General features: G+C 60.3%; 27 protein-coding genes and 2 pseudogenes. 16 read left to right on the top strand and 13 right to left on the bottom strand.

Annotation, left to right across the window (positions count from 1 at the left end; all coding sequences use genetic code 11):
- Positions 1–31: 31 nt before the first annotated feature.
- A complete protein-coding gene (locus tag HX818_RS08105) occupies positions 32–403 on the bottom strand; it encodes a hypothetical protein (RefSeq protein ID WP_177019793.1) in 372 nt (123 codons plus the stop codon).
- Between the two features lie 165 nt (positions 404–568).
- Between HX818_RS08105 and HX818_RS08100 the strand changes: the two are divergent.
- Positions 569–793, top strand: a pseudogene (locus HX818_RS08100) (AAA family ATPase); the annotation flags it as partial.
- 12 nt (positions 794–805) lie between these two features.
- Entirely contained in the window at positions 806–1864 is a 1059-nt protein-coding gene (locus tag HX818_RS08095) for an FAD-binding oxidoreductase (RefSeq protein WP_177019792.1), read from the top strand.
- A gap of 43 nt (positions 1865–1907) precedes the next feature.
- Here the strand turns inward: HX818_RS08095 and HX818_RS08090 are convergent, their stop codons facing one another.
- Positions 1908–2471: a recombinase family protein gene (locus tag HX818_RS08090; RefSeq protein WP_177019791.1), complete on the bottom strand. Its 564-nt coding sequence runs from the start codon at positions 2469–2471 to the stop codon at positions 1908–1910.
- A 315-nt stretch (positions 2472–2786) separates the two neighbouring features.
- On the opposite strand from HX818_RS08090, the gene HX818_RS08085 reads away from it, so the two are divergent.
- The gene (locus tag HX818_RS08085; RefSeq protein ID WP_177019790.1) at positions 2787–3854 is read left to right on the top strand and encodes a fatty acid desaturase; all 1068 of its coding nucleotides are present in this window, start codon (positions 2787–2789) and stop codon (positions 3852–3854) included.
- Between the two features lie 71 nt (positions 3855–3925).
- The gene (locus HX818_RS08080; protein WP_008436310.1) at positions 3926–5071 is read left to right on the top strand and encodes an EstA family serine hydrolase; all 1146 of its coding nucleotides are present in this window, start codon (positions 3926–3928) and stop codon (positions 5069–5071) included.
- Positions 5072–5247: 176 nt separating this feature from the next.
- Here HX818_RS08080 and HX818_RS08075 read toward each other — a convergent pair whose 3' ends face one another.
- Positions 5248–5814: a hypothetical protein gene (locus HX818_RS08075; protein WP_003215135.1), complete on the bottom strand. Its 567-nt coding sequence runs from the start codon at positions 5812–5814 to the stop codon at positions 5248–5250.
- A gap of 241 nt (positions 5815–6055) precedes the next feature.
- On the opposite strand from HX818_RS08075, the gene HX818_RS08070 reads away from it, so the two are divergent.
- A complete protein-coding gene (locus tag HX818_RS08070; protein WP_177009454.1) occupies positions 6056–6676 on the top strand; it encodes a LysE family translocator in 621 nt (206 codons plus the stop codon).
- Positions 6677–6746: 70 nt separating this feature from the next.
- Positions 6747–7910, top strand: coding sequence for a GGDEF domain-containing protein (locus HX818_RS08065; RefSeq protein WP_177019789.1), 1164 nt, complete (start codon positions 6747–6749; stop codon positions 7908–7910).
- Positions 7911–7923: 13 nt separating this feature from the next.
- Here the strand turns inward: HX818_RS08065 and HX818_RS08060 are convergent.
- A pseudogene (locus HX818_RS08060) lies at positions 7924–8405 on the bottom strand (VOC family protein).
- A gap of 96 nt (positions 8406–8501) precedes the next feature.
- Between HX818_RS08060 and HX818_RS08055 the strand changes: the two are divergent.
- Positions 8502–8723, top strand: a complete 222-nt coding sequence (locus HX818_RS08055) for a hypothetical protein (RefSeq protein ID WP_177019772.1) — start codon at positions 8502–8504, stop codon at positions 8721–8723.
- Between the two features lie 123 nt (positions 8724–8846).
- On the top strand, positions 8847–9710 hold the full coding sequence (gene dapA, locus HX818_RS08050; protein ID WP_177019788.1) for a 4-hydroxy-tetrahydrodipicolinate synthase: 864 nt from the start codon (positions 8847–8849) through the stop codon (positions 9708–9710).
- Between the two features lie 148 nt (positions 9711–9858).
- On the opposite strand, the gene HX818_RS08045 is transcribed toward dapA, so the two are convergent.
- Positions 9859–10545, bottom strand: coding sequence for a GntR family transcriptional regulator (locus HX818_RS08045; RefSeq protein WP_008436291.1), 687 nt, complete (start codon positions 10543–10545; stop codon positions 9859–9861).
- A 2-nt stretch (positions 10546–10547) separates the two neighbouring features.
- Positions 10548–12347, bottom strand: a complete 1800-nt coding sequence (gene atzF / locus HX818_RS08040) for an allophanate hydrolase (RefSeq protein ID WP_177019787.1) — start codon at positions 12345–12347, stop codon at positions 10548–10550.
- Positions 12348–12612: 265 nt separating this feature from the next.
- Here atzF and HX818_RS08035 point away from each other — a divergent pair, with 265 nt between their 5' ends.
- Together HX818_RS08035 and HX818_RS08030 are read left to right on the top strand one after the other, a co-directional pair.
- Positions 12613–13989, top strand: coding sequence for a cystathionine beta-synthase (locus HX818_RS08035; RefSeq protein WP_003215116.1), 1377 nt, complete (start codon positions 12613–12615; stop codon positions 13987–13989).
- Positions 13986–15152, top strand: a complete 1167-nt coding sequence (locus tag HX818_RS08030; protein ID WP_177019786.1) for a cystathionine gamma-synthase — start codon at positions 13986–13988, stop codon at positions 15150–15152. Before HX818_RS08035 ends, HX818_RS08030 begins: the two co-directional genes overlap by 4 nt.
- A 42-nt stretch (positions 15153–15194) precedes the next feature.
- Here the strand turns inward: HX818_RS08030 and iolG are convergent, their stop codons facing one another.
- Both iolG and HX818_RS08020 read right to left on the bottom strand, forming a co-directional pair.
- Positions 15195–16199: an inositol 2-dehydrogenase gene (gene iolG / locus HX818_RS08025; protein WP_102369211.1), complete on the bottom strand. Its 1005-nt coding sequence runs from the start codon at positions 16197–16199 to the stop codon at positions 15195–15197.
- Between the two features lie 36 nt (positions 16200–16235).
- A complete protein-coding gene (locus tag HX818_RS08020) occupies positions 16236–17261 on the bottom strand; it encodes a LacI family DNA-binding transcriptional regulator (protein ID WP_003215111.1) in 1026 nt (341 codons plus the stop codon).
- 123 nt (positions 17262–17384) lie between these two features.
- Here HX818_RS08020 and HX818_RS08015 point away from each other — a divergent pair, with 123 nt between their 5' ends.
- Genes HX818_RS08015 through HX818_RS08005 form a run of 3 tightly spaced genes read left to right on the top strand, consistent with a single transcriptional unit; the run spans position 17385 to position 20344 of the window.
- Positions 17385–18230 carry an SDR family oxidoreductase gene (locus tag HX818_RS08015; RefSeq protein WP_177019785.1) on the top strand — a complete coding sequence of 282 codons (846 nt, stop codon included), beginning with the start codon at positions 17385–17387 and terminating at the stop codon, positions 18228–18230.
- A complete protein-coding gene (locus HX818_RS08010; RefSeq protein WP_003215107.1) occupies positions 18230–19372 on the top strand; it encodes a phytanoyl-CoA dioxygenase family protein in 1143 nt (380 codons plus the stop codon). The genes HX818_RS08015 and HX818_RS08010 overlap by 1 nt, the downstream gene beginning before the upstream one ends.
- 48 nt (positions 19373–19420) lie before the next feature.
- The gene (locus HX818_RS08005) at positions 19421–20344 is read left to right on the top strand and encodes a sugar ABC transporter substrate-binding protein (RefSeq protein WP_008436286.1); all 924 of its coding nucleotides are present in this window, start codon (positions 19421–19423) and stop codon (positions 20342–20344) included.
- Here the strand turns inward: HX818_RS08005 and HX818_RS08000 are convergent.
- The gene (locus tag HX818_RS08000) at positions 20334–20756 is read right to left on the bottom strand and encodes an MAPEG family protein (RefSeq protein WP_177019784.1); all 423 of its coding nucleotides are present in this window, start codon (positions 20754–20756) and stop codon (positions 20334–20336) included. The two genes, HX818_RS08005 and HX818_RS08000, sit on opposite strands and share 11 nt — an antisense overlap.
- Complete coding sequence (locus HX818_RS07995; RefSeq protein ID WP_003215101.1) at positions 20756–21073, bottom strand: DUF2834 domain-containing protein; 318 nt, start codon at positions 21071–21073, stop codon at positions 20756–20758. The genes HX818_RS08000 and HX818_RS07995 overlap by 1 nt, the downstream gene beginning before the upstream one ends.
- Positions 21074–21189: 116 nt before the next feature.
- On the opposite strand from HX818_RS07995, the gene HX818_RS07990 reads away from it, so the two are divergent.
- Positions 21190–21999 (top strand): helix-turn-helix domain-containing protein, encoded by an 810-nt coding sequence (locus HX818_RS07990; protein WP_177019783.1) that lies wholly within the window; start codon positions 21190–21192, stop codon positions 21997–21999.
- Between the two features lie 18 nt (positions 22000–22017).
- Here HX818_RS07990 and HX818_RS07985 read toward each other — a convergent pair whose 3' ends face one another.
- Positions 22018–22434: a hypothetical protein gene (locus HX818_RS07985; RefSeq protein WP_003215097.1), complete on the bottom strand. Its 417-nt coding sequence runs from the start codon at positions 22432–22434 to the stop codon at positions 22018–22020.
- Between the two features lie 288 nt (positions 22435–22722).
- Between HX818_RS07985 and HX818_RS07980 the strand changes: the two genes are divergently transcribed.
- Positions 22723–23088, top strand: coding sequence for a hypothetical protein (locus HX818_RS07980; protein ID WP_003215095.1), 366 nt, complete (start codon positions 22723–22725; stop codon positions 23086–23088).
- Between the two features lie 6 nt (positions 23089–23094).
- Here the strand turns inward: HX818_RS07980 and HX818_RS07975 are convergent, their stop codons facing one another.
- Positions 23095–23817 carry a CPBP family intramembrane glutamic endopeptidase gene (locus HX818_RS07975; RefSeq protein WP_003215093.1) on the bottom strand — a complete coding sequence of 241 codons (723 nt, stop codon included), beginning with the start codon at positions 23815–23817 and terminating at the stop codon, positions 23095–23097.
- A 6-nt stretch (positions 23818–23823) separates the two neighbouring features.
- Positions 23824–24294, bottom strand: a complete 471-nt coding sequence (locus tag HX818_RS07970; RefSeq protein WP_003215091.1) for a RidA family protein — start codon at positions 24292–24294, stop codon at positions 23824–23826.
- 255 nt (positions 24295–24549) lie between these two features.
- On the opposite strand from HX818_RS07970, the gene HX818_RS07965 reads away from it, so the two are divergent.
- Positions 24550–24981 carry a nuclear transport factor 2 family protein gene (locus tag HX818_RS07965; RefSeq protein WP_177019782.1) on the top strand — a complete coding sequence of 144 codons (432 nt, stop codon included), beginning with the start codon at positions 24550–24552 and terminating at the stop codon, positions 24979–24981.
- The last annotated feature ends 136 nt before the right edge of the window (positions 24982–25117 follow it).

The raw sequence follows: 25117 nt of genomic DNA, 5'->3' as shown, positions 1-25117 counted from the left end.
GATTGTTCCAGGGGCCAACTGGCGTAATCCGTCACGACTGTGCAACAAGCTCGACGTAGCTGGACTCCCCGCCGCCCTCCGCGCCTGACAGCCAACCCCACACGAAGGCCAGAGTGGTATGCCCGGAGTCATCAACGCCTACGGTACCCCGAGACCAGCCGGCAAGAATCTCGCCCTCGCTGGTCAGGCACTGATACAGCAACTCGATGGTATCGGGGCCTGTGGCGCGCCCGACCTGATTGCCCATGCGAATCCGGCCGCCCTGGTAAGTGCCCCAGATGGCATTTCCATCGACGTGATATTCAAACACGGTGCCCGTACCGGACAGCCCGTGAGTATTGCCCGCTACGACAAAGCGGCGATTGTTCAGGCGTTCGCTGATTTGGGGAAAGGCGGTTGGCATATGAAGGCACTTCCTTGGTCGACAGGGTCCGTTCTCTGGGTGGTCAACCTACCGCATATGGCTTTAACCGGTCATGCAAAACCTGCACAATTGCGGGCTTTTCCGCGACAGGACGTCCCTCATGCAACGCATCGTGATTCTCGGCAATGCCGGCAGCGTAAAATCCACCCGCGCCCGGACATTCCCGCAGGCTGTACCGAGAAACCCGACCGGGAGTTCCTGACATTCCTGAAGTACGTATGGACGTTTGATCGCAGCAACCGGCCCAGTATCGAGGCGGTGCGCCTGGCAGCAGGTCCGTTGGTGCCCGTGGTGCACTCGCGCGGTGGCCAGCAGATCGCCGAATTCCTCGACGGTTTGCCCGCAGCCTCTGCAGGCTGCCTTGAATAAATGGAGCAGGATATGAAAGAGCAAGGAGAAAAGCGCGTCGTGGTCATTGGCGCAGGCATCGTCGGCGCTTCACTGGCGTATCACCTGGCCGTCAAAGGCGCGAGCGTGACCTTGGTCGAGGCTGCAGAAGTCGCCTCCGGCGTGACGGCCACTTCATTTGCCTGGATCACCACTTCACACCGAGGGCCGGACCCGATCGCCGCCTTGCGTGGCGAGGCCATCAACGAATATCACCGTCTTGAAACCCAACTGCCGGGCCTGAACATTCGTTGGACAGGCGCCCTGTCTTACGGCGCGAACTCAAGGGCGTTGCAGCAGCCTTCGGCGCACCGGTTGTCGCGCTCGCAGATTCTCGACCTTGAGCCCAACCTGAAAAACCCTCCTGAGCATGCCCTGTATGTCGCGGAAGAAGGCGCCCTGGATGCGGTGCACGCCACCCATACGTTGGTCGGTGGCGCCCAGACGCTAGGGGCGAAGGTACTCACGCAGACCCAGGTTCTCGGTTTCAAAACCGCGAACGGCCGGGTGACGGGCGTCGAAACCGCCAAGGGCATCATCGATGCCGACGTTGTGGTAATGGCCGCCGGGACGGGCATCTCGACGCTGGCAGACATGCTTGGGGCGCCCCTTCCCATACACGCGTCGCCCTCCATTTTCATCCGCTACACCGCGCAATCCAACCTGGTGCAGACACTTATCTCCAGCCCGGAAATGGAAGTCAGGCAAGCGGCCGACGGTACGTTGCTGGCGGCAGAGGATTACCTGGGCGATGCCGTGGAAAACCAGCCGATGGCAATCGCGCTACGCACGGCCAACACCATTCGGCACGAGCTCCATGGCGTTGATTCGATTGAGCCGGAGTTGGCATGTATCGGACTCAGGCCCATTCCCGCAGACAACCTCCCCATCATTGGTTATCTACCCAACGTGGAGGGCGTGTACATATGTGTGATGCACCCTGGGGTTGCGTTGGCCGCAATAGTGGGACGTCTTGCCAGTGAAGAAATCAATGATGGCAAGACTTCCACCGCTTTCGGGCCATGCCGTCCTGACAGGTTTTTTCAACTGTAGGATCTTGTTGGCAGCCGCTCCCTCGTGCGACCTGAAGAAGCCCCTATCTGGACCTCAGGTACCGATAGAGCGTCTGCCGACTGATTTCAAAATCACGCGCCAATTTGGATCTACTTTCTCCTGCAGTGGCCCGGTCAATCAAGTTTACAACCTGATTGTCAGACAGCTTTTTCTTGCGACCTCTATAAGTCCCACGATTCTTTGCACTGGCAATTCCCGCCGCCTGTCTTTCCCTCATCGCAGCGCGCTCGAACTCTGCAATCAGCTCCATTACCGCAATGATCGACTCCACGACTTCAAGACAGTCATGCCGGAAAACCAGGTTTTCGTTCAAACACTCCAACGTGACCTGCTTTTCAATCAGCCGGCGAATGATGGCGCACAGCTGCTCCGTGCTTGAAGTCAGCGCTGCCATGCTGTCCACCACCACGGTATCCCCGCACTGCAGGTAGCGGAGTAGCCTTTCCAGGCCTGCAGGATTCGCGGCATTGTCTGCCGGCTCATCGCAAAACACGGCATCAAATACATCGTCGCTTGTTATTTTCTCTACGCCACCCTCGGGCTCTTTTAGAGCGCGCCGGAAATATTTGATGCGATGCAATCTCATGGTGCCTCCTTGGCAATACTTGTACAGCGTCATTTTATACTTGTACAAACTGTAACTAAATCATCAATTCCTTACACCGCACTTGTAACACTGAACCCACCCAAAATACACAGTTGCAAAAAGTTGAACTTCCCTTATCATTTTGAAGCATGGAATTCTAACAAGCTTTTCGCAAAAAAGTCGATTTCGTATTCCTTGAATGCCCCGTGCAATTCAAGCAACCCATATGAGTATCTACTGTTTTACAGCTCCAACAATTGACATGACCGGCTTGACGCGGCTGTTAATTTCTCGATGCAATCAGAGGATGAATGGATGAATGTCTTGGAAGGCGCCATCGAAATTGATCGCCCAACTACCGATCAGGAAAAGATTGATAAGGTAACCCGCAGTATTACCGATCATGGGAACTACCTGCGAAAGCGTTATCCGATCCTGCAGCACCAGGATGCTCTGGGCGCGAGTGTCATGGCGTTTTCCCTGATAGGGATGGTCATTACGGGAGGGCTCTATCTAAAGGGTTTTATCCCCGCATGGATGTGTATTCTGGTCAATGCGCTGCTGACTTCGTTCATTCATGAAATCGAACATGACCTGATTCATCGCCTTTATTTTAGAAAACAGCCGCTGGCCCATAATGCCATGATGCTCTTCTGCTGGCTGGCACGCCCGGGTATGCCCAGCCCGTGGCTAAGACGCAGTCTGCACTTTCATCACCATAAGCAGTCCGGAACTGATTCTGATGTTGAAGCCTGGATCACCACGAGCGGCAGTCCTTGGGGAATACTGCGATTACTCAAACTGGTGGACGGATTTGTATTTGGTTTTCTAAATGCGGTGTTTGCCCCTGGATGGCGGCAAAAGGTAAAATTGTTAGGCAAGATCATTCGGCTCAATACACCATTCGGGCTTCTGTATTGGGGGTGCTGGTATGTGTTCCTCGGCTACCACCTGTATGTCTGGCTTGGGTCAATTACCGGGATGGAGGTTCACAGTTCAGCTACGACGCTGGAATTAATGGATATCGTCAATAGCGCAGTGGTTATTCTTATAGCGCCCAATATGATACGGCAGTTCTGCCTGTTCTTTATAAGTTCAAATATGCACTATTACGGCGATGTTGCCCCGCGTAACGCATTACAACAAACCCAGGTGATGAACCCTTGGTGGCTGTGGCCGTTCCAGTTGTTCTGTTTTAACTTTGGCAGCACTCACAGCATCCATCACTTCGTGGTGAGAGACCCGTTTTATCTGCGTCAGATGACGGCACCTCATGCTCATAAAGTCATGGCCCAGGCCGGTGTCAGGTTCAATGACTTCGGCACCTACAAACGAGCCAATCGCTTTTCCATGGAGCACTCCCAAACTCGGTCTCGTGGGTGAATTCCTCCACAACCATTATCCGTGTTCGGCAAGTATCAAGGGCCGCACTTCAAATACGAGGACGTTGAGGTATGAAAGCGCAAGGGATATGTGCGAAGCAGTTTGAAGCGGTCAAGCAGGCCTTCGAGGACATGTTCGATGATCCGCAGGAACGTGGGGCCGGCCTGTGCGTGCAGGTAGGCGCAGAGATCGTTGTCGACCTGTGGGCCGGCATGGCAGACCAGGCGGGCACGAAACCCTGGACCCGCGATACGCTGGCCAATACCTTCTGCGTAATAAAACCCTATGTCGCGGTGGCCGTCCTGATGTTGGTTGAGGCGGGCAAGCTGGAGCTGGATGCACCCGTGGCCCGTTACTGGCCCGAGTTCGCCCGGAGCGGGAAAGCAAAGGTCACCCTGCGCCAGGTGATGAACCATACCGCAGGCCTGCCGGCGCTGCGGGGGCCCGACCACAACCCCATGATGTATGACTGGGAGCACATGCTGCGACTGCTGGAGGCCGAGCCGCTGTGGTGGGAACCGGGAACGGACCTGGGCTACGGCACCACCACGTTTGGCTGGATCCTCGGTGAGTTGATTCGCCGGGTGGACGGACGAGATCCCTGTGTGTTTATCCACGAAGAGATTCTCGATCCCCATGAGTTGGACGTGCACCTTGGCGTGAACGAAGAACACTTTCATCGTATCGCGCGTTTCGACAGTGCCACGGGACGAGTCGGTGACCCTTACTCGCAGGCGTTGCGAACCGTGGTGAAAAACGAGCCGTCGCATATCGCGACGCTCGCCTTCACCAACCCCGGAATGGTGCCCAGACGAACCAGTGACCCTCGCTGGTGGGCCTACCGGCAACCCGCCGTGTGTGGACACGGTTCGGCTCACGGCCTGGCCGGTTTCTACAGTGCATTGATGGCAGGAAACTTTATCGGTCCCGAGCTGCTTACTGAATTCAGCCGTGAGCACAGTCATGGCATGGATCGAGTATGGATGCGCCCCATGCGTTATGGATTGGGTTGCATGCTCGAGCAGCAACGCGACCCGACGGCTTCCCATGCAATGGGCCCGAACACCTTTGGCCATATCGGGCTTGGTGGCCCGATCAGTTTCGCAGATCCCGAAAAACAAGTGAGCTTCGGTTTTGTCACCACGACTTCGGGCAGCCATTCGATGATTGATCCACGCCCCCGCCGACTTTCATCCCTTGTCTATGCGGCGCTTTGAGAGGCAAGGGGCGGATCTGTTCATCTGAGGCTTTCAAGGGGGCGCAATACTGCCGAATGCAACGCAGCAAGTTTGTGGCAAGACACAAGTGGCTGATGGCAAACCGAAACATTCCCCTCCCGGCCAACAATGAGTCATTGGCTTATGAACGAAGGCTGGTACAACGACGACATGATTTATTTATAAATAAATTCATACGCCTCGATATAAGAACCTATCTCGTTTGAATGAGCAGTCACCCACACTGCATTCATGCCTGTCTTTCTTTGATCGTTGAATTCCGACTGAGTGGTACAAAGCGCAACCCAGCGCTCAGTCTTTAAATCCTTAATCCGCAGGCCCGCCTCACAACGACTGAACTTTCCAACGTAGGGCCCCGGAGTCACCAGCTCGTAAGGTGACGCATACTGAACAATGTCGCCGGGCAACAGGTACGTAACGACGTCATAACTGTGCAAGGACAAAATCAGACCCAGGCAAAAACCACCAAAAAAAGATTCTCCAACACGGTTCGGGTTTCTTACAGCCGGACGATAGTAGGTGGCCCTTGCAGCAAAAAAGAGTCCAACCAGACAACCAATGACTATATAGGTCGTCCACTCGGGAATCGATGGCATTAAAACCGTTCGCATTACAATGCGACCGGCCCAGAGCGTATAAGCAATCCATGCTCCAAATAACAGACACACCACCAACAACAAGGTTCTTTTCTTTGATTTGTTTTCAAATGAAGGATATTCCATTCCCTGCCTACTCTATTTTTAATTCCCGGGAAAAGCGCTTCGTGCTTCACGCCAACTTCCTTTACCCGATTGGCATGCCGGACATATTAACGATATGAGCGTCATGGTGACCGATCTATTTACCCACGACTCACAGACATGGCCAGAGCGCCATCGGTTCTACCCATTAGCGCAAATTGTTCAACCGCCTCACATCCCTTATCCTCGTGGCCTTACCTGCCAGCGCCCGCCGGAGCCCCCCATGGACCTCGCCACCCTCACCCTCTTCCTCCCGGCCTGCTTCGCCCTGAACATGGCGCCAGGCCCGAACAACCTGCTGTCCGTGAGCAACTCCACCCGCTACGGCTACCGCACTTCGTGCCTGGCAGGCGTCGGGCGACTGCTGGCCTTTGCCGGGATGATCGCCCTCGCGTCCGCCGGGCTGGCGGTGGTGCTGCAAACCTCGGAGTTGCTGTTCTACGGGATCAAGATCCTGGGGGCGGCGTATCTATTTTATCTGGCGTATCAACTGTGGCGGTCCAATCCGCACGCGGAGGCTGAGTCGACGGCGCCCAAGGCGGGCTTGTGGGCCTTGGCGCGACAGGAGTTCCTGGTGGCCGCCGGCAATCCCAAGGCAATCCTGATTTTTACCGCCTTCCTGCCGCAATTCGTCGACCCGGCACGTCCGATCACGCCGCAATTCGCCCTGCTGGGAGCGATGTTCCTGGCGCTGGAATGGTTCGCCATCAGCGCCTACGCCTATATGGGTTTGCATATGCGCCGCTGGTTCGCGCAGCCTCGGGGCAAGCGGATTTTCAACCGCTGCTGTGCGGGGTTGTTGTCGGCCGCCGCGACGGTATTGCTGATGGCGCGCAGGGCCTGAGCACTGCGAAAAACCGGCGAAAACGCTTACAATCGCCGTCTCACCGCAACTCAGGCAGGCCAGTTCGCCCATGGCGCTCGACCCCATCACCATACTGGTCCTCACCATCGCACTGGCAGGCGCCGCCGCGCTGTACCTGGCCGTCGAGTGGCGCAATGTCCGCGAGCCATCGCTGCTGTACTGGACTGCCGGTTTCGCCATCATCAGCGTGGGCAGCACCCTGGCGCTGTTGCGGGCCAGCGGCCTGCTGTTGATCGGCATCTGGTTCGCCAACGGGCTGCTGATCACCGCACACTGGCTGTTCCTGCTGGGCGTTGCGCGTTTCACCCAGGTGCGCCTGTCTCGCGCCTGGTACCTGATGTTCGTGGCCTGGTTTGCCATGCTGCTGTTGCCGGAAGGACAGTCGTGGTCCAGGGCCATGCTGCTGGCCAACTCGCTGCTGGTTGCCCTGCCGACCCTGCGGGCCAGTTTCCTGTTGCGCCCCCATGGCCGATCACTCAGCGTGGGCGCGGTGCAACTGCGCTATGTGCTGCTGGCCCACGGGCTGTTCTATCTGGCCAAGTCGCTGGTGGCGATCGTGCCGGGGACACTGATCGACCTGACGGCGTTTCGTGGCGAGATCATTCAGGTGTCGCTGGTGGAAGGCGCCATGGCGATCATGCTGATTGCATTGTCGATGACCGGCACCGAGCGCTACCGCCGTGAGGAACAGATTGCACGGTTGGCCGCCCGCGACCCGTTGACCGCGCTGTACAACCGCCGCGCCCTTGAAATGCGCGCGCCGAGCCTGCTGAGCGAGGTCTCGCAGGCCCGGCCAGGTGCCCTGCTGTTGATCGACATCGACAATTTCAAGCTGATCAACGACCTGTACGGCCATACCGCGGGCGACCGGCTGCTGGTGGCCCTGAGCGAGATGATTCGCGCGCAGTTGCCCGATGATTCGCTGGCGGCGCGGTTGGGTGGCGACGAGTTCGTGATCCTGCTTAATGACACCTCGAACGCGCGCATTGTCGCGCTGGGCAGTTCCCTGCGCGAACAGTTTCATCAGGCTGCCTCGCAGGCGTTCGCCACGCCCGAAGCGGTGACATTGAGCATCGGCGCCAGCCTGTTCGACACGCCGCCCGCCAGCCTCGCGGCCTTGATCGAACAAGGCGACGCGGCGCTGTATGAATCCAAGCGCGGTGGACGCAACCGGATTCGTCTGGTGGACCGGACGGCGGTGGGCGCCGATTGACTCAATCGGTGCATCAACCTTTGAGCGCCGCCTCAATCCCCGCTATATCAATCCTGGTCATCCCCATCATCGCATCAAACGCCCGCTTGGCCGCTGCCGGGTCGGGATGGGTGATCGCCGCGCTCAGTACACGCGGGGTAATCTGCCATCTCACCCCCCCCATTTATCCTGGCACCAGCCGCAGACGTTTTCCTGGCCGCCATGGCTGACAATCGCGTGCCACAAACGGTCGGTTTCCGCCTGGTCGTCGGTGGCCACCTGGAACGAGAACGCCTCGTTGTGCTGCACGCCGGAGCCACCGTTCAGCCCCAGGCAAGGAATACCCATGACGGTGAATTCCACGGTCAACACATCGCCCTGTTTGCCCGCCGGATAATCCCCGGGGGCGTGATGGACCGCAGTCACTGCGGTGTCCGGGAAGGTCCTGGCGTAGAAGTTGGCAGCGTCCAGTGCACTGCCGTCGTACCAAAGGCACACCGTGTTTTTGCTGAGCATGAGTGTTCTCCAGCGTGGAGGTTCGGACTTGCAGTGTAGTACCGCTACCGACAAGAATGCGTTCGCGTCCTGACATGAACCCAAACGGTGCAGAGAATGAGTAATGGTGTAAGGATCGACCCGCGAATCATCCCGGTTCCGCAAACTGATCGCCGTGAGTTGACACACCCTGTAATAATCCATAAAGATAAGCGCCTTCTTCAGGGTGTGTCCTCAATGTCTGCAACCACCTTCAACTTTTCCGTCATTGGCTTGATTGCCAAGGCGCAAGGTTGCGTTGCGCACGCCCTCAAATCGAAGAAACAGTCGCTCATGTGACCGGGGCGCGCTGTCCCGTCAGATGAGCTGACAGGACATTGAGCGCGAAGGCCCCCTCCTCTTGCTTACTTCCCTCTGCCCTTCTGACGGTGACGAAATCGGTCAACCATCAGGAGAAAGCGCATGTCATCGTTTCAAGGTATCTGGGTTCCCGTCGTTACACCGTTTCATAACGGCGCCATCGACTTCATCGGCTTGCGCCGCCTGGTCTGCCATCTGCTGGAACAAGGCGTGGCCGGGATCATGGTCTGCACCACCACCGGCGAAGCCGCAGCACTGAGCCGCCGTGAGCAGTTGGCGATGCTGGATGCCGTACTGGAACTGGTACCGCCGCAGCAGGTGGTGATGGGCCTGGCAGGGTATAACCAGATTGAGCTGCTGCAGTTCCAGAGTGAAATCCTGCAACGCGCGGTGGCCGGTTTGCTGGTACCGCCGCCGAGCTACATCCGCCCGTCCCAGGCGGGCCTTGAAGCGTTCTTCCGCACCGTGGCCGATGCGTCCAGTGTGCCTATCATTCTGTATGACATTCCCTACCGCACCGGTATCGCCTTCGAACAGGCGACGTTGCTGAACATCGTCGCCCATGAACGGATCGTCGCGATCAAGGATTGTGGCGGCAACCTGGCCAATACCCTTGCGCTGCTGGCCAGCGGGAATGTGGAGGTGTTGTGTGGCGAGGATGTGCAGATATTCAACGCGCTGTGCCTGGGAGCGACCGGCGCGATTGCCGCGTCGGCGCATGTGCGTACCGCAGATTTTGTGGCGCTGCATCGACAGGTTCGCGACAACCGGTTGCTGGCGGCTCGCGAGACGTTTTTCGGGCTGCTGCCGTTGATTCACACACTGTTCGTGGAGCCCAATCCGGCGCCGGTGAAGGCCGCGCTGGCGATGGAGGGTTTGATCGGCAGTGAGTTGCGGGCGCCGATGTTGGGGGCGAGTGAGACGGTGACAAATCGGTTGCAGCAAGTATTAGGCGTGCGGCAATAACCCGTGGCGAGGGAGCTTGCTCCCGCTGGGCTGCGCAGCAGCCCCAATTCAGGCACCGCGTTTTCGCCAGGTAAAATGGGGTGACCGGTTTTGGGGGCGCTTCGCACCCCAGCGGGAGCAAGCTCCCTCGCCACAGGGCACGGGCTGCTTATCCTCTCGCCACCGCCAACCGATGCAACGTGATCTTGCGCACCTCCTGCTTGCTCACCTCGATGTGAGTCTTGAGCAGTTGCTGCGCCAGATCGCGGTGCCGTGCCGAGATCGCATCGAGGATGCTTGCGTGTTCCTCATAGGTCGCTGCAATACGTGATTGCTGAGTGAAATCCAGCCGCCGAATGATGCGGATTTTCTCGGTTATCTCGTAATGCATGCGCGCCATTTCAGCGTTGCCCGTGGCCTGCACCAACCCGCAGTGGAACTCCTCATCCAGCGCGCAGACGACCTGTGCGTCATCCAGCCGGGCACTTTCGTCCACCCGCCAGATCGCTTCAAGCCGTTCAAGCCCCTGCTCCGCCATGCCACACAAGCGGCTGACGGCGGCCAACTCCAGCACGATTCTTACGTCGTAAAGCTCTTCGAAATAGTTGAAGTCGAACGGCCGCACCTGCCAGCCACTCCTGAAAAACACCTCCAGGTACCCTTCCCGCTCCAGCCGATACAGCGCCTGGCGCACCGGCGTGCGGCTGGCCTGCATGCGCTCGGCCACGTCACCTTCGCTGAAGCGATCACCCGGCAGCAGGCGAAAGCCGAAGATGTCGTCCTTCACCTGCTGGTAGACCCGTTCCGCCAGGCTGTCCGGCCGTTCGCCGGGTTTTCTCGTGGTTGAGAGCTGCATGCCTAGTTCCTGCTCGCCATGTAGGCGCGCCAGCCGCCGAATTCGGTGATGTCGGTGGCGCCTGCCAGGGCCCAGGGCTCGCAGATAAAACCCTTCACGCTGCGCCCGTCCGCCAGGGTGAGGTTGCCGATGCCCAGCGGCGCGGGAATCTCGGCGACGAACTCACCAAAGCGGGCGACAGGCATGTCCCACAGCTCGACGATGATCGAGCGGCCCGAGTCATCCCTGGCCAGCCCCGGCTTGGGCGGAACCGTGCCCGGCAGTGCATGCAGGCGGTAGTTGCTCGCCGTCAGGGTTTGCTCCACCAGCACGGCGTTGCGGCTGGTCAGCTGGAAGTTCAGCGGCATCCCGGTGAGATGCGCCCCAACCACCGCCACCCGCACGCTGCCGGGCGCCTGTCGCGCCGGTGCCGGTTGCGGCAGATTGCGTTGGGTAGCGCCCAGCGGAAGATCAAGGCCGGCCTGCCAACGCTTGCCCAGATGCGCCAGGGCGGCGTCGTGCCAGGCCGGTGCGATAAGGGTGACGCCGCACGGCAGGCCGTCGCTCCGCAGCCCGGCGGGCACGGCCAGTGCCGAGAGGTCGGCCAGGTTGGTGAAGTTGGTGTAGAAGCCAAACTGCGAGTTGTAGAGCACCGGCTCCACGGCCATTTCCGCCAGGGTGCGGATCGTCGGCGATGTCGGCACCAGCAAGGCGTCGAAACCGGCCAGGGTGTCGTTGATGCGGCGGCTCAGTTCGGCGCGCAGGTATTCGGCTTTATAGGCATCGCAGGCGCTGTACGTGTGGCCGTTTTCCACAATGCCACGCACCACCGGGTTGATCGCTTCGGCGTTGCTGGCGAGCATGCCTTCCAGTGCCACCGTGCGCTCCGCAACCCAGGAGCCGTAATAGAGCTGCTCGGCGAGTTGCTGAAACGGGCTGAAATCCACCGCCGTGATTTCGGCGCCGAGGGACTGGAACCTGAGCAGCGCCTGTTCAAATACGGCCTGGTTCTGCGCGTCGCCAAAAAACTCCAGGCTGGCCGGAACCGCCAGCTTGATTGTGGCGCCGACCGCTACGGGAGCAGTGTTAGGATTGACGCGTGAATAGGCGTCGCTGGCGTCGTAAGCAGCAGCGAGGCCCGCAACCGTCTCGGCATCTTCAACCGTCAGCGCAAACACCGAAATACAGTCCACGGTACGACAGGCCGGCACCAGTCCGGTGTTGGACAAGCGCCCCTTGGTCGGCTTCAACCCGACGATATTGTTGAAGCCCGCCGGCACCCGCCCGGAACCGGCGGTGTCGGTGCCCAGGGAAAACGCCACCAGCCCGCGGGCAACCACCGAGGCCGAACCCGAGCTGGAACCGCCGCTGACATAGTCCGGGTTAAAACTGTTGCTCACCGCGCCGTAGGGCGAGCGTGTACCGACCAGGCCGGTGGCGAACTGATCGAGGTTGGTCTTGCCCATCAGGATCGCCCCGGCCGCCCGCAACCGCGCCACCACCGAGGCATCCGCCGCGGCGGTATAGGCAAACTCAGGACACGCCGCCGTGGTTTCCCAACCCGCCGCATCGATGTTGTCCTTGATGGCAAACGGCACGCCATACAACGGCAACTGGTCGATATCGCCATTGACCGCCGCAAGCCGCTCGGCCAACTGCGCCAACTGGTCACGCAACTGCTGCGGTTGCACCTGGCTGATCCAGGCGTTGTCCTCGGCGGGAAACGTGCTCGCCAGGGTCAACAGGATGTCGGGAGTCAGCGCCTGGCTGCGGTAGGCAGCTTGCCATTCACCCAGGGTCCAGCCGAGTTGTTCGTTGCGCATTGAGGATTCCATCTTGTATCCAAGTTTGGATTTCTTTTAGCAAACCCTGGGCCAATCAGCTGCAAGCCAATGAATACGTGAGGTTGACAGAAAACCCACCGATGGATCGCCTCCAGCCGTGCTCCGTCATGAAGCAGCAATGCGCCAAAAAAAGACATTCTGGCGGCCGCGCGGTTGCGAGCGGCCCGATACCGGCCTATGTTCGAAACCATGTTGTAAACGCTGCTGTCCATCCCATACGCCCTTTCCGTAGCCAGGTGACGACATGCCCACCGCTTCCCGCCCCGCCGTGCTCGAACTGATTGGCAATACCCCGCTGGTGCGGGTCAGCCGCTTCGATACCGGCCCGTGCACGCTGTTCCTCAAGCTTGAATCCCAGAACCCCGGCGGCTCCATCAAGGACCGCATTGGCCTGGCCATGATCGACGCCGCCGAGCGGGATGGCCGCCTGCGCCCCGGCGGCACCATCATCGAAGCCACCGCCGGCAATACCGGCCTCGGCCTGGCCCTGGTGGGACGCGCCAAAGGCTACCGGGTGGTGCTGGTGGTGCCGGACAAGATGTCCACCGAGAAAGTCTTGCACCTGAAAGCCATGGGCGCCGAGGTGCACATCACCCGCTCGGATGTCGGCAAGGGCCATCCCGAGTATTACCAGGATGTGGCGGCGCGACTGGCCAAGGACATTCCCGATTCGTTCTTCGCCGACCAGTTCAACAACCCGGCCAACCCCCTGGCCCATGAGACCAGCACCGCCCCGGAAATCTGGGCCCAGACCCAACATGACCTGGATGCCATCGTGGTTGGCGTCGGCTCGGCTGGCACCCTCACTGGCCTGACGCGCTTCTTCAAGCGCGTGCAACCTGACCTGGCCATGGTGCTGGCCGACCCGGTCGGCTCGGTGATGGCCGAGTACAGCCGCAGCGGCACCATGACCGAGCCCGGCTCGTGGGCCGTGGAAGGTATCGGCGAAGACTTCATCCCCTCGATCGCCGACCTCTCCAGCGTGCGCCACGCCTATTCCATCAGCGACGAAGAAAGCTTCGACCACGCCCGCCAACTGCTGCGGGCCGAAGGCATTCTCGGTGGCTCCTCCACCGGCACCCTGCTGGCCGCCGCCCTGCGTTATTGCCGCGAACAGACCGAGCCCAAGCGCGTGGTCACCTTCGTCTGCGACACCGGCACGCGCTACCTGTCGAAGGTCTACAACGACCAATGGATGAACGACGCCGGCCTGCTGCAATACAAACACTACGGCGACCTGCGCGACCTGATCGCCCGTCGTTTCGAGGATGGCCGGGTGATCAGCGTCGGCCCCGACGACAGCCTGCTCACCGCCTTCCAACGCATGCGCCTGGCCGACGTCTCACAGCTGCCGGTGCTGGTGGACGGCAAGCAACTGGTGGGGGTGCTCGACGAGTCGGATGTATTGCTCGGCCTGCATCAGAACGCCGCGCACTTTTCCATGACCGTGGGCAGCGCCATGACCAACGCCCTTCACACCCTCGCACCCAGCGCCAGCCTTGCGCAATTGCAGGCCGAGCTGGATCGCGGGCTGGTGGCAATCATTGCCGACGCCTCGGGCTTTCACGGCCTGATCACCCGCGTCGACCTGCTCAATCACCTACGGAGATCCCTTGCATGACCCAGCACGATAAAAGCGCCTTCGCCACCCGCGTGATCCATGCCGGGCAATCCCCGGACCCGACCACCGGGGCGCTGATGCCGCCGATCTACGCCAACTCCACCTACCTGCAGGAAAGCCCCGGCGTTCACAAAGGCTTCGACTACGGGCGCTCCCACAACCCGACGCGCTTCGCCCTGGAACGCTGCGTGGCCGACCTGGAAGGCGGCACCCAGGCCTTCGCGTTCGCCTCCGGGCTGGCGGCGATTTCCACCGTGCTGGAACTGCTCGACGCCGGTTCCCACGTGGTCTCCGGCAATGACTTGTACGGCGGCACCTTCCGCCTGTTCGACAAAGTTCGCCAACGCAGCGCCGGGCATCGCTTCAGTTTCGTCGACCTGACCGACCTGTCGGCTTTCGAAGCCGCGTTGCAGGACGACACGCGGATGGTCTGGGTCGAAACCCCGAGCAACCCGCTGCTGAGCCTGACCGATCTCAGTGCCATCTCCCGCATCTGCAAGGACCGGGGCATCATCTGCGTGGCCGACAACACCTTCGCCAGCCCGTGGATCCAGCGCCCGCTGGAGCTGGGTTTCGACATCGTGGTGCACTCCACCACCAAGTACCTCAACGGCCACTCCGATGTGATCGGCGGCATTGCGGTGGTCGGCCAGAATCCTGAACTGGCCGAGCGCCTGGGCTTCCTGCAGAACTCCGTGGGCGCGATTGCCGGGCCGTTCGACGCATTCCTGACCTTGCGCGGGGTGAAGACCCTGGCGCTGCGCATGGAGCGCCATTGCAGCAATGCGCTGGAACTGGCGATGTGGCTGGAGCAACAGCCGCAAGTGGCGCGGGTTTATTACCCAGGCCTGGCATCACACCCGCAGCATGAGCTGGCACGCCGGCAGATGCGCGGGTTTGGCGGGATGATTTCGGTGGACCTGAAAAGCGGCCTGGCAGGAGCGACACGCTTCCTGGAAAACGTGAAGATCTTTGCGTTGGCTGAAAGCCTGGGGGGCGTTGAAAGTCTGATCGAGCACCCGGCGATCATGACCCATGCGAGCATCCCGGCAGCGACCCGGGCGCAGCTGGGGATTGGTGATGGGTTGGTGCGGTTGTCGGTGGGGGTTGAGGATGTGGAGGATCTGCGGGCGGATCTGGCGCAGGCGTTGGCAAAAATCTAACGCGCAATCTGCCGGAGCGAGCATGCCCGCTCCGGCAACACCTTAAATAGCGTAATTGACCTCAACCATTCGCCCGGTCTTGATGGACTCCAGCGCACAGTCCGCCAAGTGCAACGCATACAGCCCATCGCGCATGTTGGTGGGCAGCGCGCGCCCCGCGCTCAGTGCCTGGATAAACTGCCCCAACTCATTGCGGTAGGCATCCGCATAACGCTCCAGGAAGAAATGCTGCAACGGCTCCAACGCCTCGGTGTGCTCGTGGTTCCAATGGCGCAAGGTGCTGGGTCGATGGTTATCCGTGAGCAGCACCCCCTTGGCCCCGGATACCTCAAGTCGCTGGTCATACCCGTAGACCGCCTCCCGACAGCAGTTGATATGGCACTGTTTCCCGGATGCGGTGCGCAGCAGCACCATCACGCTGTCGAAGTCGTCAATCTGCGCCAGGCTCGGATCTACCAGCCGGCTGGCTATCGCGCCGACTTCAATGGGCTCTTCACCCAGCAGGTGCCGCGCCATGTCGAAGTCATGAATGGTCATGTCCCGCAGGATGCCGCCGGAATGTGCCAGGTAATCCCGTGGCGCCAACCCCGGGTCGCGGCTGGTGATGATCACCTGCCGCACAGCACCAATTTGCCCCGCGTCGATGGCCTGGCGCAGGCGCAGCGTGTCGGGATCGAAGCGGCGGTTGAAGCCCAGCATGACTTTGCCGCCCTCGCGCTCCACAGCTTGCGCCGCCGCCCGCGCCTTGGCGAAATCCAGGTCAATGGGCTTCTCGCACAGCACGGCCTTGCCCTGGGACACGGCCGCCAGCAGCAAATCGATATGAGTGTCGGTGGGTGTGCCAATCACCACCGCGTCGATATCGTCCCGACTTAGCACTGCTGCGCAGTCATAGGCCGCCTCGCAACCCAGCTGCGCAGCCAAGCCATCGACGCCCTCCCGCCAGGGGTCGGCGACCACCACCAGAGTGGCATCAGGATGGGCCGCGACATTGGCCGCGTGAATGTTGGCGATGCGCCCTGCACCAAGGACAGCGATACGTAGCATGGTCGAACTCCTGGGATTGTTATTGGGTGTGGAGATTCAGTCCGGCAGGTTGAACGGTGTGACGATCTGTACCTGTGACGGCGCAATCGGCCCAGCCTTCCACAGCCGATGAAATTGCAGGATGTGCAGAAACACATGGCGCGCATCGATCTGCAGGTTGTGATCGATAATCGCGGCGACTTTTTCTTCAGCCAATAGCTGGCGATTCTCTTCGTCGAGGTCGTGAGCAATAAACACGTCCAACGGGCGATCCAGAGCCGCGAAGGCGTCGACAATTGCCCGGTTGCCACCGCCGACGCTGTACACCGCCTTCAGTTCCGGATGCTGCTTCAACGCATCGGTGACCCGGGCAAACGTTCGGTCATACACGCCGTACCCACCGCTGATATCCAGTACCCGCAGGTGCGTCGCACGGCCGCGCAGCCACATGCGAAAACCCATTTCGCGTTCTTCCTCGCCCCGGAACAATTCACTGCCAATCACCACCGCCACTTCCTGGGGTTGGGGTGACAGCCAGCGGGACAGGAGGTACGCGGCGGTTTGTCCGGCGGTGCGGTTATCCATGCCTACGTAGCCGATGCGCTCGCTGTGGGGCAGATCGGTGACCAGGGTCACCACCGGAATACCTGCGGCCGCCAGGTGCTTGACCGCCAGATTCACCGCCGGCTCGTCCGCGGCCTTGAGCACCACACCCTGGCTGCCGGTCTCGAGGCAGCGCAGCAATTGGTCGTGCATCGCCTGAGGCTCGATCTCTTCGAACACATGAAACCGCGGGGCGATACGAAACGGTGCCAGGCTGCCCAGTTGGGCGGTGATGGCGGCCTGCACCGCCGCACTGAAGCGCTTGGGCGTGTGCATGATCACATCGACATGAAAGGTCCGGCCTACTGCCAAGCCATTTTTTTCCTGGGATTCCAGCTCATCCAGAGCCTGTTCGATACGCCGCCGGGTTTGGGCGTGCACGCTGCCGCGCTCATGCAAGACGCGATCGACCGTCGCCTTGCTGACGCCCGCCTGGGTGGCCAGTTGCTTGATGGAAAAGTGTTTAGCGCGTTCGAGCATGCCGTTGAGCCTGAGGTTTTTTTGAGGTCTTTTTGAGACTCGTTGAGGTGACCGCAATGCTAGTCTCAGTTTTGCCCGGCGTCGAGCCCGGCCTTCAAAACAACAAAAACCCAGGAGACCCCGATGCCTTCAACCGACCTCAGCCATACCTTCAAAGGCCAATACTTTGTCGTCACCGGCAGCACCCAGGGATTGGGGGCTGCCGTCGCCCATACCCTGGCGCGGCGCGGTGCTGCCGGCCTGATCATCTGCGGACGCCGTCCGGACCAGGGCCAGGAGCAAGTACGGCAGTTGGCAGCGCTCGATTGCCGCGCGGTGTTTGTCCAGGCGGACCTGGAACAGATTGGCGACTGCCGCGCCGTGATCGAGGCGGCCCGTGCCCACTTCGGCACCCTCCACGGGCTGATCAACTGCGCCGGGATGTCGGATCGCGGCACCATTCTCGACACCTCCCCCGAACTGTTTGACCGACTGTTTGCGGTCAATGTGAGGGCGCCGTTTTTCCTGATGCAGGAAGCCTTGAAGCTGATGATCAGCCAGAGGGTTGAAGGTGCAGTGGTCAATATCCAGAGTGTCACCGGCCACGGCGGGCAATCGTTCTTGAGTGCCTACGCGGCGTCCAAGGGCGCTCTCGCGATTCTGACCAAAAACGTGGCGTTCAGCGCCCTGCGCAACCGGATTCGGGTCAACGGCTTGAACATCGGCTGGATGGACACACCTCACGAGGATGAAATCCAGCGGCACTACCACGGCGCCGGGGATGGCTGGTTGGAGGCCGCCGAAGCCGCGCAGCCCTTCGGCCGCCTGCTCAAACCTGAAGAGGTGGCCCGGAGCGTGGCATTTCTATTGTCACGCGAGTCGGGAATGATGACCGGCACGGTGATCGACCTGGAGCAAGGCGTCATCGGCTGTGGCGACGGCGGCACCCCACGCCCCGATCAGGCCCTGAGCCTGGTGGAGGGTGCGTGATGCCTGCCTTTGTCAGCGCCGATGCGGTGCAACTGGAAGATTTTCACTCGATCTGTGCCCAGCAGGCTGCTGCCGAGGACTACCCGCACTGCGCCGAAGTGTGCAGCAACATCCCGATCTATCAGGCCCAGGCACTGCGCAACGGCGATCGTCACGCCGTGCTGGACGAACTGCATCGCCTGTTCAGCCAGGGGCCGGGAGTGATGGTGGTGCGCCAGGGCTACGCCGACCTGGACGTGGTCGACCGTCACAGCCAGGTATTCGAAGCGATCTTTGCCCAAGAGGCTGCGCAAGGTGTGGCCGCCGACCACTTCGCCAAGGCCGGCAGTAACGGACGTATCTGGAACTCATTACAGAAGGCCGCACTGCAGTCGCCGGCATCCTTTGTCGAATATTACGCCAACCCACTGCTGGGGTTGATCGCACAAGCCTGGCTCGGCCCGGGCTACCAAGTCACGGCCCAGGTCAACGTGGTGCACCCCGGTGGCCAAGCCCAGCAACCGCACCGTGATTATCACCTCGGGTTCCAGACCATCGACGTGGTGGAGCGCTTTCCGTTGCCCCTGCACACGCTGTCCCAATACCTCACGCTGCAAGGGGCCGTGGCCCACAGCGACATGCCCCTGGAAACCGGCCCGACCCAACTGCTGCCGTTTTCCCAGCAATACCCGCTGGGCTACCTGGCCTGGAGGCGCACTGAATTCATCGAGTACTTCCAGCAGCATGCCGTGCAATTGCCGCTGAACAAAGGTGACCTGCTGTTCTTCAACCCGGCCCTGTTTCACGCCGCTGGCACCAATCGCACACCGGACCGCCAGCGCATGGCCAACCTGCTGCAAATCTCCTCGGCGTTCGGCAAAACGATGGAGGCTGTGGACCGCGACCGGATGATGCTGGCGCTGTACCCCTGCCTGTTGGAGCGCCTGGCGGACAACGTCATGGATGGCGAGGCGCTGCACGCGGTGATCGCCTGCACCGCCGATGGCTATTCCTTTCCCACCAACCTGGATACCGACCCACCCTTACAGGGCCTGGCTCCGCAAACCGGGCAGCAACTGATGTTGCAGGCACTGAACGAACGCTGGCCCTGCGAGACCTTTGCCGAACGCGTTGCGCAACTACACGCCAAACGCCAAGGCTGAGGAATGTTTTCAACGTCTTTCAAAACAACAAAAAAACGGACTGACACCATGAAAAAACAGCTGCTGACCTTGCTCCTGACCCTCATCGTTACCCCGCTAGCCCTCGCCGAGACACGCATCGGCGTCAGCATCGCCCAGGTGGACGACGTGTTCCTCGCCCAGATGCGTGACTACATGGCGGCCCACGCCAGGGACCTCACCGACGTGACCCTGCAATTCGAAGACGCCCAAGGCGATGTGGTGCGCCAACTGAACCAGGTGCAGAGCTTTTCTGCCCAAGGCATGGACGCGATTATCGTCAACGCGGTCGACACCGCCGCTACCCAGAAAATGACTGTGAATGCCCAGCAGGCGGGTATCCCGCTGGTGTACGTCAACCGTCGCCCGGACATCCCCGGCTTACCGGCCGGGGTGGGTTATGTCGGCTCGGACGAGATCAAAGCGGGCGAGATTCAGATGCGCTACCTCGCGGAAAAAATGAACGGCAAGGGCAACCTCGCAATCATGCTCGGCTTGCTCTCTAACAACGCCACCCACAACCGCACACAGGGCGTGAAAAACGTACTGAAGGATTACCCCAACATCCATATCGTCGAAGAACAAAGCGCCGACTGGCAGCGCAGCAAGGCCATGGACCTGATGAACAACTGGATCGTCTCGGGCAAGAAAATCGACGCCGTGGCGGCCAATGCCGATGAAATGGCTATCGGTGCCGCGATGGCGATTACCCAGGCCGGCATGCACCCTGGCAAGGACATCCTGGTGGGCGGCAGCGACGGCGGCCCCGCCGGCCTGGATGCGATCAAGAAAGATCTATTGGTAGTCACGGCCTATCAGGACAACAAGGGCCAGGCCGTCGGCTCGATTGACCTGGCGCTGAAGATGATCAGGAAGCAGCCCTACACGGCGGAGCTGACCATTCCCTATCAACAGATCACCAAGGACAACTATCAGGCCTTTCTCACGCCTTGATTGTTATCAGCCCAGCGCCAAGCAGACCGGCCAGCCCCGACAAACAGAGCACTCCCACTCCATAAGCGAGGGTGCGCCAGGGCTGGCGGCCGCTCAGATACATCACCGTATGCATCACACGGGCAGCGGTGAACAGACAGAACAACCCCGCGGTAGCGGTGCCTGGCGTTTCCATCGCCAGGCACAGGCCACCCAAAATGAAGAACAACGGAATATTTTCCAGATCATTGGCCCAAGCCTTTTCGGCCCGGGAGACTTGCGGTAACTCCTGGGGATTCGCATCGCGATGGAAGAAAGCTGCATCCTCGTGGTTAGTGAATGCACGGAATCTGAGTCGAAAGAAACCCTGGTAACAGGAGATCGCCAGCATCTTCAAGAACAGCACCAGTACGCACAACGCATAAACCTCCATCACCGGCCCCCTGAAGGTTCGCGGAACCCGTTGACCACGATATACAGCAGCGGACCGATGGATACGAAAACCGCCGTTACCAGTAAATAGGGCAACACCGACGCCAGGGATTTGCCCCTGGCCCGCGCATCCCGGTACATCCATACGCCCGCCAAGGCCGCCATCAGATACAAATCAATCACCACCTGGGCAGTATCCGGCCTCGATATCAATTCACGTCCGAACGCCATGAGCGATTGTTCGGCGATCAGCATCGTGATCAATGTGTACAGGGCAAAAGCCAACAGCCCGGCCAGGGCAATCCAGGGTCTGCGCATGTTCTCCTCCTTGGAGACAACGGTTCGGGAAGCTGCACATTAGTGATAACGTCGTTCCCCTCTCAATGACCTCGAAGGTCATCGACACCACCGACCCGCACGGCCAGAGTCAACCCATGAGCAGCCAACCTTTCCCCCGCGCCAACCCCGACACTACCGCCGGCACGCAACTGCGCGTGCTGCGTCGGCACGCCAGATTGAGCCAGCTGGAACTGGCGCTGATCACCGGGGTTTCCCAACGCCACCTGAGCTGCATCGAGACCGGGCGCGCCAAGCCGAGCCCGGGCACCTTGCATAATTTGCTGATGGCGCTGGAGGTTCCGCTGGAGCAATGCAACAGCGTGTTCCTCGCTGCCGGCTTCGCCCCGCGCTATGAGGCAACCCCGCTCTCCTCGCCCTCCATGGAGGCTATTCGCGAGGCAATCAGCCATGTGCTGCACGCCAATAATCCTGCACCGGCAATCGTGCTGGGCAGCCATTGGGAAGTGCTCGCCGCCAATGCCAGTACCCACGTGCTGTTCGATCTGGTGGGGATCAAGCCGGAAGCGGCTGAAGAGCTGAATTTGCTGGTCACCCTGCTGCAGCCTGGTGGGCTGGGTGATCACTTGATCAACGCTGACGAAATCCGCACCGTCGCCTGGCAACGGGCGACGCGCGAGGCGTTGGGCAACTCCGAACTTGCCAGGCTTCTGGACAGCCTGCCGGCCCCGCAAAGTACCGAAGCCTTGGTCAATGAACCGCCGCCACTGGTGCTGACACGCGTCAACTCCCGTGAAGGTGAGCTGAACTTCATGTCGACCTTCACCACCTTCGGCATGCCTCAGGACATCACGGTAACGTCGTTGCGCATCGAGCATTTGATTCCGGCGGATGCGCAGACGTGGCAGGTGATGACCGCGGCGTATGAGCGGTCATTGGTGAGGTAGAAAGCCGCGGCGGGGCCATTAGTTATTTGTCGTATTTTGCCCGCCATAGCTATTGGCGCGGCTCTTGGAGGAGGAGCCGTTGCTGTATTGGGTGTCTTGCCCGCCGTAGCTATTGGAGCGGCTCTTGGCTGAGGTGCCGTCGCTGTATTGAGTGTCTTGCCCACCATAGCTGTTGGAACGGGTCTTGGCCGAGGTGCCGTCGCCGTATTGGATATCCTGCCCGCCATAACTATTGGAGCGGCTCTTGGAGGAAGTACCATCGCTGTATTGGGTGTCTTGCCCACCGTAGCTATTGGCGCGACTCTTGGAAGAGGTGCCATTGTCGTATTCGCAATCGGACCCACCATAACTGTTCGCCCTGCACGTCTCGGCAACCGCTTGGTAAAGCGGCGCAGCCAACAAAACCGTGCCCAGCAAAACGACCTTAAGCTTCATGTTAATTCCTTGTAGAGGTGGCGATACGCTATTACAGACTGGAGATTCTGAACTTAGTTTCCAACGTTCTGAAATGCGCTCGCGCGAGCCGACGTGGCAACCCTTTGCCAGCCCCGGCAACTCCTGGCCTGCGCCCTGCCCCGGCAATACCACCCAGCCCGCGCCGCACAAGGCATGCAGCACATGGCCCGGGTTTTGCTCTGTTGCTGCTACCAATAAGGGAGCGGCACCATGATAGGAAGCACGACAAGTCTGTTAGCGCTGGGACAGAAGACTTTTACACAATCCATGGAAAACGGCACCCTGCGGGCTGGGAGGATTGAAGTCACCAACGCCACGCCCGAGATCAAGACCAAGCTGGAAGCCAGCTATCAGGAGCAAGTGCGCTCGACCGCGCAAACCGTTGCCACCGCCAGGGCCAACCCTTCATGGGCGACCTTCGACGATAAAGGCAACGCCGTCGAACTGCCCGATGTTCAGTCACTCAGCAAAAGCGACGCCACCCATGTGGCCAACGGTCTTCAGTACCTGCTCGATATCGGGCGCCTGGACGGCAAGACTGTCACCGCGAAAAATGGCGACCAGTCGACCGATAACATCGCGGTCTACAAAGACTGGCTCCAGGCCCACATCGGCGTTGATGTACAGGCCTGAGACGGTTCACACCATCGGCACGGCAATCAGCAAGATCGCCGTGCCATGGGTGGCCGTCGCCGCCACCACACCGTAGCGCATCCGCACCAGCCCGCAGGCCACGCCTTCAATCAGGGTAAAGGCCAACACTGGCCAGCCCAGTTGCGTCACGCTCAACGCCAGAAATGAATGGCACGCGGCGAACGCCAACCCGCTGAGCAACGCCGCGCGCAGCGGCGTAACGTGCTGTTCGAGATAGCCCTGCAGGAAGCCGCGAAACAGCACCTCTTCCAGCGCATTGGCGCAGTAGGCAAGCACCAGCATGCCCATCAGCCAGGCCCAGTAAACCGGCTCAATGCCTTGATACAGCCGCAATGGCAGGCCGATCAGACACCCGGCCCCGAGTCCCACCGCCAGGCCAGCCCAACGATTGCCCTTGAACAGCACCGTCAGTTGCCACAACTCCGGTGCCAGGCGCGCGAGCAGGGCAATCAGCCCAAGGGATAACCCGCCCAGCGCGGCCAGCACCCACGGGTTGGCCGTGAATTCGATCTGCACCTCGCGGCTCAGCGACCACATGCCCAGTGGCGTCATCGCATCGCGCATCAGCACAAAGGCCAGCAGCAGGATAACGATGCGCAAGCCCGGCAATGTTTTCGGCGTGAGACCGAACCACAGGCCAAACAGGATCAGTCCCGGGAGCAGGTAGATTCCATAGTGGACCAGTACCGCAAACGCCTCGGCGATCACCCGGTTTCAGTCCCGTGCCACGGCGATCATGTCGATTTCCACGGCCGCGCCCTTGGGCAATTGCAGCACGCCCACCGAGGTGCGCGTATGGGATCCTGCGGCCCCCAGGATCTCGTTCAACAGGTCCGACGCACCGTTGGCCACTTCGCTTTGCTGGTCGAAGTCATCCGCGCTGCGCACGTACACATTGATCTTGAGGATCGCCTTGACCTGGTCCAGCGAACCCAGCGCCTGCTTGAGCAACCCCAGGCAACGCAGTGCGCTGACGCCCGCGGCAATCTGTGCGTCGGCCAGGCTGAGGCTTTCGCCGACCTTGCCGGGCAACACGATGGCGTCACCCACCCGCGGAATCTGGCCGCTGATGTAGACGTGATTGCCGTCCCTCAGCAGCGGCGTGTAGTTGCCGCCGATCTTGAACTCGTTGAGTTGATAACCCAGGCGCACCATGGCCGCCGCGTACTTTTGATCCGGTGTCATTTTTTTGTTTTCCTCAGTCGTTGCGAATCCACGCCATGAAGTCGCCGGCCACAGCATAGCCATGTGCCATTTCCACGGGAAGTGCCGACCGCTATTTCGCAAGTGATACGACAACCAATACTGGCAAACAGCGCTTATCTTCTAGCCAAGAACAAATTTCACTTTCCTTGATCCCGGTAAATACGGCATGGTTGTACGACGACTTAAAAACACAATCCGAGTCGTCCCGGTACCCACAACAACAAGGAAACACCCATGCAAAACGTCAAGGTTCTGATTGGTTTTCTGTGCCTGTTCAGCGGCTACGCGGCCGCCGCGCCCGCCGCAATTGACAAGGATGTAGCCGTTGCGGTCGATCACCTGACCCAGGCCATGCTGCACAAGGACATCCCGCAACTGCAGGCCCTCACCGCGAACAACCTCACCTACGGCCATTCCAGCGGCAAGGTCCAGAACAAGCAGGAATTTATCGCCGACATTGAAACCGGCAGAAGCGGTTTCAAGACCCTGGAAATGCAGAAACAGACCATCACCCTCAATGGCGACACCGCCCTGGTGCGCAACCACTTTTCCGCGCAGGCGGTGAACAGTGGCGTCGAGGTGCCCACCGAAATTGAAAACTTCCAGGTCTGGCAGAAGCAGAAAGGCAAATGGCTGCTGATCGGGCGCCAGGCCTACAAGTTCTGAGTCCCGCCTGGATCGTTCCCACGCTCTGCGTGGGAATGCATCCGGTGACGCTCTGCGTCACTATCGCGCAAATCTACAGCGGGACGCGGAGCGTCCAAGGCGGCGTTCCCACGCAGAGCGTGGGAACGATCCGGCC

This window comes from Pseudomonas sp. F9001 (assembly GCF_013385435.1).
Classification (GTDB): domain Bacteria; phylum Pseudomonadota; class Gammaproteobacteria; order Pseudomonadales; family Pseudomonadaceae; genus Aquipseudomonas.
Note: the sequence above shows the minus strand (reverse complement) of the source record. Positions and strands in the feature narration are given on the sequence as shown.